The organism is Bartonella sp. AA23NXGY (assembly GCF_042197165.1).
In the GTDB taxonomy this organism is placed as follows: Bacteria; Pseudomonadota; Alphaproteobacteria; order Rhizobiales; family Rhizobiaceae; genus Bartonella.
This window is the reverse complement of record NZ_JBHIRO010000017.1, coordinates 1-12,012: the sequence shown is the minus strand read 5'-3', so window position 1 is coordinate 12,012 and position 12,012 is coordinate 1. Positions and strand designations below refer to the sequence as shown.

The following is a 12,012-nucleotide window of genomic DNA, read 5'->3' as shown; positions in this document are numbered from 1 at the left end:
CATATCTTTAACATGCTTTTAGGTTGGACTTCTTTCGTTTTTTTGAAAAGTCTGAAGAGTTTGTACGTTATTGTTTCAAAATGCGTATTTCAGAGTGATTATTATACTATTTATAATATTTTGATTTATAAAGATATTTTTTAATTTAGGGCGCTGAAATATTTTCAATGCTCTTATGATGAATCCATAAAAAGCATTCCTTTGTCTATTATATGTAAGATTAGCAAGTGGATAATCGTTTAAGAAAGGAGTCAATATAATTTGGGGGATTATGTTAAGAGGAGAGGATTTACAATATTAGAAATTGGCAAAGACAAAGATGCTACTCAGGCGCAATGAGGGCTGTATCCGATAAACTTGATATTATATCTGCTGTCGTTATGAAATGGAGATGGAAATATGAGATATATCTGAGAAAATTGGTGGATTAGAAACATAAATAACGTATTATTTTTTGAAAATGCGTTTTCTTTAAAGAATGTGATAAATAAAAAGATAAAATTATATGTCATTTTCACCTTTTAGATACGGCTCTGAATATTTTAAAATGTTGAAAAGAGATGGTAAAAATCGGAACAGATTTTAATTTTTACACTTTCCTCCTCTTTCTAAATTAGTTCGTATTTCCATAAATACTGCCTAAAACAGCTGTATGTGATAGCTTTGCTTCCCAATTTTGGCATATATTCAGTTTTGTCTGCTTACGAGTGCCCATTGTTTCAATATAATATTTATCTCGAATATTAATTATACACGCTTTGGGTATTGATTAAACAACAGTTAAAATAGGCATTCTTAATGTACAAAAATTCCTTAAAGCTGCTTTTAAATAACAACTTTAAAGATGATTTTCCTCTAATTTTTCAGTTATATTTTTGCAAATCCCTTATAAAAAAATAGATTTAGACTGTATTTTTAGTAACTTTTAAATTCCATATTTACATAAAACACAAAAAGCATTAATAAGATCTGCGCAGTTAATCCAAAACGTATTAATTTTTTCTCTTTGTTAAGTTTTTTGATACATTACGTATTACTTTTATGGGCAAAATTATGGTGTAATTATGGTCAATCTATTTAAAAATCGTTTTTCCTTATGTACTTTTACAACAGCATTTCTTTTTTGTGCACACAATGTTGATGCTACGGTTCAAGGTGGTGCTGTTGTTAATACTGGGGTACAAGATCGTTCTGGCGTTAATGGTAAGACACAAAATAATCAGGATCAATTTTCATGTAGTATGAATAGTGAATTTTATCGGTGTAATGATGGTAAAAAACACTACTTTTACAATAAAAATTATCAAAAAACTGATGAAAATACGAATGAAACTGTTGCTATACAAGCATCTGGAAGAAAAACGCTTCTCTTAGGGAAAAATATAACTGTTAAGGATGCTTCAAGTGCTGTTATTTCAAAAGAAAGTTTTTGGAAGTATGGGGTCGTGGCGAGTGAATATGGACAAGTGATTATAGAAAGAGGAGAGATTAACTTTACAAAGGGTATCGGAGTTAAAATAAAAAATTGGGGACAGGTCGATTTAAGGAGTAGTTCTATTACCGAACAAGGTAGTCAGGGGATGGGTATAGATGACCATAATGAAAATTCAGCTTTTCATGCGTCTAATGGGTTTATCCATTTTGAGAAAGGTAAAGTTAATCTAGCCAATGCTCATGGTTTTTCAATGCATGGGAATAATATCGATGGGAAGGGTGTCTTTATAACTATCGTGGATTCTACGGTTTTGGTAGAAAGTAATACGTCTTATGGGTTGCGTTTTTGGGAGGGACTAGGAGACAGAAATGAGGAAATGAAAGATCACGAGTATCCCTATTCTTTTTATATTTTTGCGGGTGAGGAAGAGATGTTCGGAAGTCTTCCAAAAACGAACTTACCCGTACGAGGGATTGTTGACTTGACAAGAACCTCTTTTACAGTTCCAAAGAGTGCGGCTATTTATAGCAGAGGATCTGGTGGTGTTGTTAGGCTGTTGGATAATTCCAAACTTTCTGGAGATTTATTACTGAAGGTTGAGGATGGCTCTTTTGTGAAGGTTTCAGTGGATGCTTCTACACTTGTAGGGGGGACACATGTTGATGAAAGTTCTTCTGCTGAATTTCGGTTGAGAGGTGATTCAAAATGGATTTTATCACGACCGAAAAATAAAAATTTGCAAGTTCCTAGTTCTATAGGTGTTTCATCAATTTCATTAATACATCTTATTGATAGTTCTATTATTTTTGAACAACCAGAAACTAACATAGTTGATGGCTATCAAACCCTTCGTGTTGGGAGAGGAACAGGTGAAGTTTATAAAGCACAGGGTAATGCACATCTTTATCTCAACACTTATTTGAATAAGGGGGGGGCTCTTCAGAATCAAAAAACGGATCGTTTTTTAATCCATGGTGATATTGAAGGAAAAACGATAGTACATGTGCATGGTGTTTCAGGAAGTCCTGGAGGTGGTACGGAGCGTTATGGAAATGACAAAGGTATCTCGATTATTCAGGTTTCTGGAATAGCGGAGAAAGATTCTTTCTTGTTGGATGGTGATTATATTGCATTGGACGGTCTACCTTACCAATATAGGCTTCATGCTTATGGCCCAAACTCTGAATTAGGAAGAGCGAGTGCGTCTCAAAGATTAGTCGAAGGTGAAGGAGATTTTTGGGATTTCCGCCTCGAAAATGGATTTATTGATTCTGATACTACATTTAGATTAACTCAGAGTTCTAAACTTGGTTTAGGTGGTGAGCATCATTCTAGGCAAGGCGTTAAGGTTGTTGTGCCTCAGGTTCCAACTTATCTGCTTTTGCCAAATAGTTTATTCCATGCTGGTTTAATGGATATCAGCAATCAAAACAAGCAGTTAGAGACAGTACGGACTAATCCTAGTGGAATGTTGGAAATTCGTGAAAATCCTGCTTCATTTTTGCGTGGCTATGGTGGAAGTTATCGTTATGCCTCAGATTTATCTGCGCTTGAATATGGTTATGGGGGAGATCTAGGGTACTATGCACTAGAGACAGGTGTTTTGCTACAAACTGTTGAAAATGTTGACAGTGTTATATCCTTTGGGGTGATGGGGTCTTATGGAAAGCTTTCTCTACAACCTCGAGATGTTGCACAAAGCCAAAAAAGTACATTTGATAAATGGACTGCTACAGTTTATGGCAGTATGCAGCATGATGTAGGATTCTATGTTGATGGTTTGTTATCTTATGGTCTGTTTAAGGGAGATGTTCTGACAACTGCGCGGGGTAAAACGGCAACATTGAAGGGTAACCCTTTAAGTGTTTCCTTGATGAGTGGTCAGAAAATTGCCACAGGATATGAAGGTGTTGTTTTGGATCCACAGGTTCAGGTTGTTTATCAGCATCTTCAATTTAATGAGGCCCGCGATATTGATAATTTTAATATTGAGATGGATAAACTTGATCAATTGATGGTGCGTATGGGTGGTCGCTTGATAAAGACTCTTACTGCGTCTGAAAAAGATCGTGATGTTTCTTTTTATGGAAAGATTCATTTTGCCCATGATTTTGGAAAAGAAAGGTCTGTGCGCTTTAAAGATTCTTTCCAGTTAGGGGCTTTTGGTTCTTCTCTAGAGGCTGGATTAGGTCTTAATGCTCGCTTGTCTCAAAAATTTGCGCTTCATGGTGATTTGGTTTATCAGCATAAGTTGAGTAAAGGTGGTTTTTCTGGAATCAGTTTTTCTGGTGGATTGCGCTATCGTTTTTAGGATGATCACCTTGAGGTAAGTTGTTTAAAAAACCACAAGCATAGCTTGTGGTTTTTTATTATTTGTTTGCAACTTTTTAAATAAGTTTTTTAAAAAAATGTTTTTTTGCATGAGCAAGTTTGTTTCTTTTTAGAAACGAGATAAGGCTTTCTGGTTTGCAGTTTTTGCTTCTTATGCTGTTTTTCTTCTTTGAGTTTATTTTTATTAAATTCTCTTGAAATCACTGCTTTGGGGTGGAATTTTTATTTCTATCTATATTTTTACGCGTTTTTATAAATAATACAATTTTAAATTGTGATATTTTGGGATTCTGGCTTTACATAAAATATAGGGTGGATATATAAAATACAAAACGTATTTTAATTATCACGCGTAACCAAAGTTATTAAACAGAACGCGTGTTTTTTGTTTTTAGAGAAGGGGAAGAAAGTTTGTAGAAAATTATGTTTAAAAATCATCTCTCTTTATATCATTTTACAACGGTTATTTTTTTCTTTGTATACAATACTGATGCAGGTGAGATTTCTTCTGAGAAGAAGCCATATTCATGTAACGAAAGTGCCTCATTTTATCGCTGTAATGATGGTAAAACGCATGAAATTACCAAGAAAACTTATCAACTTACGGGTGAAAGTTCTTATGCTGCCATAGAGGCATCAGGGAAAAATACAGTCATTGAGGGAGAGGCTATAATCATTAACGGTGTTTCGAATGCACATGGACATTCAGAAACAAACGCTTGGACAACAGCTGTAAAGTCCTCAAATGGGGGAGGCGTTGCTCTATTTGATTCCATGTTAAATAACGTGTCGATAGGGGCCGATGTCAATGAGGAGGGAGCTTTTGAAATGCAGGATGGGGTGATTAAAGCAACCAGAATGGGGATCAGTGTTGGGGGTAAAGGGTCGTTTGTTTCTTTGACCAAGACAGAGATTAAGACATCTTCTGATGCGATAGGTCTTTTGAGTCATAATGGTGCAAAAATTTATATGAAAGGAGGAAAAATTGATTTTGCTGATGGTATTGGTGTTCAAACAGGAGGAGATGGAGAAATTAATTTAGAGGGCGTTTCTATTACTGGGAGGGGGAAACAGGAAACAAATACAGATAATCATCGTGAAGGTTCTGCTTTTAGTATGCTTCAGGGGAAAGGCTCTCTTAATTTCCAGAAGGGAAACGTTAATGTCGACAATGTTCATGGCATTGTAGTGCAGGGGAATAACCATAATGCTGCTCATATAAAATATTCCAATGTTTTTGTGAGAGGGAATGGATTTAATGGCATGCACTTTTTTTGGGAAGCTGTCTTAAATGATAAAAAAACAATTATACCTGGAAAAGGGACTGTCGATTTGACAAAGACAACTTTTATGGCTCCAGAAAGTACGGCTATTTATAGTCGTGAATTCGAAAGTTCTGTTAAACTCTTACAAAATTCAAAAATTTCTGGAGATTCACTCCTGAAAGCTGTTGAGCGTTCTAATGTAAAGATTGAGGCTGATGCTTCTACCCTTGTAGGAGGCGCACATGTTGATGAAAGTTCTACAGCTAAGATAGATTTAAAAAATGGTTCAAAGTGGATTTTATCGCGACCAAAATATGACAAATTGCAAAATTCTGATGCTTCTGGTTCTAGGTTAAAAGATTATTCTTCTATTTCTTCGGTTAATCTTACGGATAGTTCTCTTGTTTTTGAAGAATTAAAATCTAAAAAAACAAATGGTTATCAGACACTTCTCATTGGAAAAGGATTTGGGACTGTCTATAAAGCGCACGGTGATGTGAATCTTTATCTTAATGCATATTTGGATAAAGGCGGAGCTCTGCAAGAGCAAAAAACTGACCGGCTTTTAATCAATGGTGATCTTGAAGGAAAAACAACAGTTCATGTTTATAAGATTCCTGGAAGTCTAGGGGCATTGACGGGAGATGGTGGTAATAATCAGGGGATTTCCATTATTCAGGTTTATGGAAAAGCCATGGAAGATTCTTTTCAGTTAAAGGGGGGGTATGTCACACTTGAAGCCTCCCCCTATCAGTATCATCTTAAGAGTTATGGTCCAGGCTCTGCTTTAGGGGCGGCAGATTCCAATCAAAGAGTGCTTAAAAACTCTGGAACATTTTGGGATTTCCGACTTGAAAGTCAATTTGTTGATTCCACTAAAGTTTTTCCTGTTCTTGATTTGGTTGTCCCCCCTTCTTCTGATGATATTCCTTCTTTTTCTAAAATTCATCCTAATATTACTGGAGGTGAGGATGGTTCTATTGATTCTAACTCTCAGCAAAAGTCTCAGGAGCCAAGTCTTTCTTCTCCTGTAGATTCTCCTGATAGGGATTCCCATCTTACGACCACACCTAATGTATCTGATGTTTTTGTACTTGAGATCCCCAATCCTCTTTCCTCTCTTGCACCTGTTGTTCCCGCTATTGCTGAATCTAATCCAGTTTCTCCACCTGCATCTGGTTCACCTGTTCCGCCGCATGTTTCACCCACTCCTTCTGTTGTTTCCCCAGTTGCATCTGGTTCACCTGTTCCGTCATCTGTTTCATCCACTCCTTCTGTTGTTTCCCCAGTTGCATCTGGTTCACCTGTTCCGTCATCTGTTTCACCCACTCCTTCTGTTGTTTCCCCAGTTGCATCTGGTTCTTCTGTTCCGCCATCTGTTTCACCCACTCCTTCTGTTGTTTCCCCAGTTGCATCTGGTTCACCTGTTCCGCCGCATGTTTCACCCACTCCTTCTGTTGTTTCCCCAGTTGCATCTGGTTCACCTGTTCCGTCATCTGTTTCATCCACTCCTTCTGTTGTTTCCCCAGTTGCATCTGGTTCACCTGTTCCGTCATCTGTTTCACCCACTCCTTCTGTTGTTTCCCCAGTTGCATCTGGTTCTTCTGTTCCGCCATCTGTTTCACCCACTCCTTTTGTTGTTACTCCACCTGCGTCTGGTTCTTCTGTTCCGGCATCTGTTTTTGAGCCTTCTTCTCATTTTGAGCCAAATGTGAGAGTCGTTGTTCCACAGGTTTTGACTTATATTCTTGTGCCAAATACCTTATTTTATGCTGGATTGATGGATATCAGTAATCAAAGCAAGCAGTTGCAAGCGCTGCGAACTGTTCCTGGTCGGTTGTTGAAAAATGATGAAAATCCCGCTTTGTTTTTGCGCGGTTACGGTGGACATCATCATTATACTTCAAATTTGTCTGCATTTAAATATGGTGATTATGGCGGTGAGCTTGATTATAATGCACTAGAGGCAGGTATTTTACTCAAGAAAATCGAAAGTGCATACAGTACGACATCTTTTGGGATTATGGGAAATTATGGCAAGCTTTCTTTGCAGCCTCGAAAGGTTAAACAAAGTCAAGAAAGTATATTTGATAAATGGACAATCACAGCATATGGAAGCATGCAGCATGATACGGGTCTCTATATGGATGGTCTCTTCTCTTATGGTTTGTTTAATGGAAATGTTCTCACACTTGAGCGAGGTAAAACGGCTGCATTGAGAGGGAAGCCCCTAAGTGTTTCTTTAATTGCTGGTAAAACGTTTATGATAGGCAGCCGATATTTTATTTTTGAACCACAGGTTCAGTTTGTTTATCAAAATCTCCAGTTTCATAAGACTCGTGATATTGATAATTTTAATATTGATATGCGAAGTCCAGATCATTGGGGGATGCGTATTGGTGGGTATTTAACGAAGACACTTACATTTACTAAAGATAAAGATGCACATGTTCTCTCATTCTATGGTAAGCTTCATTTCATTCGTAGTTTTGATGATAAACAATTTGTATATTTTAAAGATGCCTTCCAGCTTGGTTCCTTTGGGACTTCTTTAGAAGCTGGATTTGGTGTTTTTTCGCAATTATCTCCCAAAATTATTTTTCATAGCGATCTGATTTATCAGCATAAATTTACGAGTGACGGCTTTTCCGGAACGCATTTTTCTGGTGGATTAAGTTATCATTTTTAATTGTATTTTTCTTTAATACATCCTTTGTGAAAGACATAAGCACAAAACATAGTTTTGTTGTGTCGTTTTTCTGATTTTTGACTTTACATATAATACAAAACAAATTATATGTAACGGTACATAATAAGTAGATGAACTAGGTGTGTCTTTTCAGTTTTTTATGAATAAAATAAAGGAAGTTTAGACTAAATTATGATTAAAGTACTAAAACGCTATGTGTGTGTTCTCTTACGACCTCTATTTCTTTCTTCGTGCACAATATAGATGTGAGTGCAGAAGATTATAACCCCTCGTGTAATTCTCTTTTTAAGTCGTATTCGTGTGATACAGTTGATGCTTCTCGTACTTTTGGAAGTCGTAATAAGTTATATATGAGTGGATTGGATAGGAGGACTACAGGTGTTATTTTTACAATACGAGCTCATAACATAGTTATTAAGCCGCAAAAAAGTAAAGGGGAAAAAGGCTTTCAGGAACTGATGGAATTTTAGAATTAAAGAGATCTGAGAAGATTACATCAGCAGTGGTTGTGTCAAAAGATAATAAAACTTCTTTTAAAAAGAGTTCTATTACAGGAAATGGCGAAAAGAAAAGTGGTAGAAATGCTACGTTATCTCAATCTGTGTTTGGTGTGAAGCAGGGTGGTTCTTTCCTTTGATGAAGGTAAGATTCAGGTTTCTGCTGTTCATGGTATAGAGGCAAGTGTCTTGCTCAATGCGATTGAGGATACACATCACACTTTGAGCTTTGGAATAATGGAGAATAATGGAAAAAAACTTTCTACAACCTCAAGATGTTAAAGAAAGCAAAAAAGTACATTTGATAAATGGTCTATTACAGTATATGGCAGCATGCAGCATGATACAGGCTTTTATATAGATGTCCTTTTTTCCTATGGTTTATTTAAAGGGGATGTTCTCACGCAAGCAAGAGGCAAGACAGCAACATTGAAGGAAACACCTTTGAGTGCTTCATTGATTGCGGGCAAGTCATTTACGACAGGGCATAAAGGGGTTATTTTTGATCCGCAGGTTTAGGTTATTTATCAAAATGTGCGGTTTGATAAGGCGTCTGATATTGATGGTTTTGATATTGAGATGGGAAAACTTGATTTATGGGTGATGCGTGTTGGTGGTCTTTAAGAAAGATGCTTGCTGCTTCTGAAGAGGCTCTTGTTGTTTCTTTCAATTGCGAGCTTCAGCTTGCCATTAGTTTTAGAGGAAAACAACGTGTGCGGTTTGGAGATGAATTCCAATAAGGGCTTTTGGCTCTTCTCTAGAAACTGGAATGGGATTGAAGGCTCAGTTGTCTTCAAACTTTGCTTTGCATGGAGATGTAACTTATCAGCATTGCCTTAGAAAAGGTGGTTTTTCAGGGATTATTTTTTCAGGCGGTTTATACTATCGTTTTTAGGTGCCTATGAAATATAGAGTAATTTTTACATAAGTTATAGAGTGTTTTTGAAGTATAAAGTGATTATTTAAGTTTTATACTTGCTATTTTTAGTGTGTTTAACTTAATGTTATGGGGAATGTTTTTTATTTTTAACTAACAGGGGGAGAAAGGCAAATTGGGAATAAAGTTATGGTTAATGTATTAAGCGGGTATAGATTTTTATTTATTACAACGGCTATTGTTTCTTTTTTGCCAATCGTGAGTGTTAATGCGAATCCTAATAATTTAGGAACTTCCTGTAATGTATCAGGGAGTTTTTTTACATATAGCGATAGTAAAAAACATACGATAAGTAATAAAAATTATACTCCTTCTGTCTCTTCTCTAGATGATTTTATTGCTGTCTTCTCTATAGAAAAAGAGGGAACTGTTTTAAATTTATTAGAGACAAATATTATCTCGCATAGGCCAAAGCAGTCATTTTTATATAGTGCATCTGTAAAAGATGATGGCAAGCTTGTTCTAACCAATTCAAATATTAAGGATATGTCCGGTTTTCGTGTTCAGAACGGGCAAGTTGTGATGAATAGAGGGAAGATTGAAGGTAGTTTGCAAGCTGTATGTGCAGAAGGAAAAAAAACCGATATTGCTTTAGTGAGCGTAAATATTGATATTGTATCAGATAATTTGAATGCAAAAGGGATTGGATTTGTTAGTAGTTCTGATGCATTCATTAGGATGTCAGGCAGTACTATTACTTTTAATGAGATTGGTGCGTTTTCAACACAATTTGGGGGAAAATATCTTATTGATACAACCAATATTCAGGGAAAAGGTAAGAAACACACGATTGTAGTTGATAATGAAAGTATTGATGAATTTCCAAGAGCTTTTGACATATCACAGGGTGGTAATGTTCAATTACGTGGTGATTTTATTCAGCTCACTGATATGCATGGCTTCTTGATTACGAATTTTGCAGGTTATGCAGATGCTGAAGGTAAATTGGTTCAAGAATACGCTTCATCAAATGAGTTTAAAAAGACAAATATTAAGATTGAAGGAACAGAAATTTCTGTTCAGGGTGAGGGAGTATACGGTCTGTATTTTTATGGATTAGGCCCAGATGTATGGGGTGATATGTTTAAGGTAGGGAGTGAAAAACTTTCAAAAGTAGAAAAAATTGTTTGGGGTGAAGCATCTTTGCATTTGTCACAGACAACTTTTTCAGTTCCCGATGGTATTGCCATTTATAGTACGGGAGATGATATTTATGGAGCTGAAGCTACCATTGAATTAACAGAAAGGACAAAGATCTCTGGTGATTTATTGTTAAAGGCTCAAAATAATTCTTCTCTATTGGTGAAAGCAAAGGATTCTATCCTTACAGGGGGTATTCGTGTTGAGGATGCATCAACTGTTCACTTAGAATTAACAAATGGCTCTGCATGGTATCTCACCAAAAGAAAACATACAGATTTACTGGAATCTCTTCCTGTAGATTCATTACTTTCGTCTATAAGCATTTCTGATAGCACAATTTTTTTTGATAAATTTATATCTCAAGATTATCAAACGCTATATATTGGAAAAGTATATATTGAGAAAGGAAGTAATCTAAATGACATAAATCCAATAGAGGGGATACAATATGATAAAGAAGCCTATAATGCAAAGGGAAATGTGCAGATTAAGATGAGTGCGTTTGTGAATAATGACGGCTCGTTTAATCCTCAAAAAACTGATCGTATTTTGATCTACGGGAATGTTTTGGGAAGTACACTGCTCATGATGGAGAAATTTTCCAAAACCTTAGAAGGAGAAGCTGGCAATAAAGGAAGTCAAAGTATTTCACTTGTTCAAGTTGCTGGGACAGCAGAGGAAAGTTCTTTTAAGTTAGCCAATAGTTATACTACGGTGAATGGATTTCCTTATCAATATAAACTTCGTGTCTATGGTCCAAGTTCTTCTTCTGGAAATGCAGATCCAAAGAATAGATTGGTTGTTGGAGAAGGGGATTTTTGGGATTTTCGTCTCGAAAGTGTTTATATTGGTCCTGAATTAGATTCTTCTGAAACTGCTTCTAAGCCAACGTCTACAGTTTTACCTCCTCAATCTGAAGAAGAGACGGTTCCTTCTAAACGACCAACAGAGACTATTTCACCTGAACAACCCCCTTCTGTTGAGCCTCCACTTATACCATCTACACCTTCTTTGCCTGAGGGATCTGAACCGTCTGAAACATTTATCCCTACGGATTCGACGCTGACTCCTTCTGCACCAGTTCCGTCTCCCTCTGTACCAACAGTTCCAGAAAATCCTTCTGCTGTGCCTATGCCTGCACCATTTGTTCCAGTTGAGACTTCTACGGATGAGGTTATGCCATCTAAGCCATCTGTTCCGGTATCACCTTCATCTACAGATTCTGTTTCTCCTCCTTCTACCCCTGTTGAACCAAAGCCATCTGGGGATTCTGCCCCTATTAATCCTTCGTTTAATCTCCAAATTAGAGCTGTTGTTCCACAGGTTCCAACTTATCTTCTTTTGCCAAATGCCTTATTTCATGCTGGTTTAGTGGATATGATCACGCAAAATAAGACGTTGGAGACAATGCGGAATGCTTTTCATTCTTCTTGGAAAGAGAATGAAAAGACAGCCTTTTTTCTGCGTGCTTATGGGGGGAGCCATCATTATGCTTCCAATTTATCTGCTTTTGAATATGGCTATGGTGCTGAGCTCGATTATAACGCACTTGAAGCAGGTGTTTTGTTAAACGAGATTGAGAGTTTATATGGTCGTACATTCTTTGGAGTTTTAGGGAACTATGGAAATCTTTCTCTACACCCTCAGGATGTTGAACAAAGCAAAAAAAGCGCATTTAATAAATGGTCTGTTGC

The 12,012-nt window shown here is 36.7% G+C and carries 3 protein-coding genes and 1 pseudogene; all 4 read left to right on the top strand.

Going from position 1 to position 12,012, the window contains the following annotated elements; all coding sequences use genetic code 11:
* Positions 1-1,064 precede the first annotated feature (1,064 nt).
* Positions 1,065-3,746, top strand: coding sequence for an autotransporter outer membrane beta-barrel domain-containing protein (locus tag ACFINY_RS07980; RefSeq protein WP_375647613.1), 2,682 nt, complete (start codon positions 1,065-1,067; stop codon positions 3,744-3,746).
* 443 nt (positions 3,747-4,189) lie between these two features.
* A complete protein-coding gene (locus tag ACFINY_RS07975; protein ID WP_375700977.1) occupies positions 4,190-7,720 on the top strand; it encodes an autotransporter outer membrane beta-barrel domain-containing protein in 3,531 nt (1,176 codons plus the stop codon).
* Between the two features lie 686 nt (positions 7,721-8,406).
* Positions 8,407-9,133, top strand: a pseudogene (locus ACFINY_RS07970) (autotransporter outer membrane beta-barrel domain-containing protein); the annotation flags it as partial.
* 171 nt (positions 9,134-9,304) lie between these two features.
* Positions 9,305-12,012 (top strand): autotransporter outer membrane beta-barrel domain-containing protein (locus ACFINY_RS07965; protein WP_375700976.1); only part of this gene is annotated, 2,708 nt, incomplete at its 3' end.

Bases quoted from the DNA above. Each gene is read 5' to 3' on its own strand.
- ACFINY_RS07980 (WP_375647613.1), top strand. From the start codon at position 1,065: ATGGTCAATCTATTTAAAAATCGTTTTTCCTTATGTACTTTTACAACA.
- ACFINY_RS07975 (WP_375700977.1), top strand. From the start codon at position 4,190: ATGTTTAAAAATCATCTCTCTTTATATCATTTTACAACGGTTATTTTT.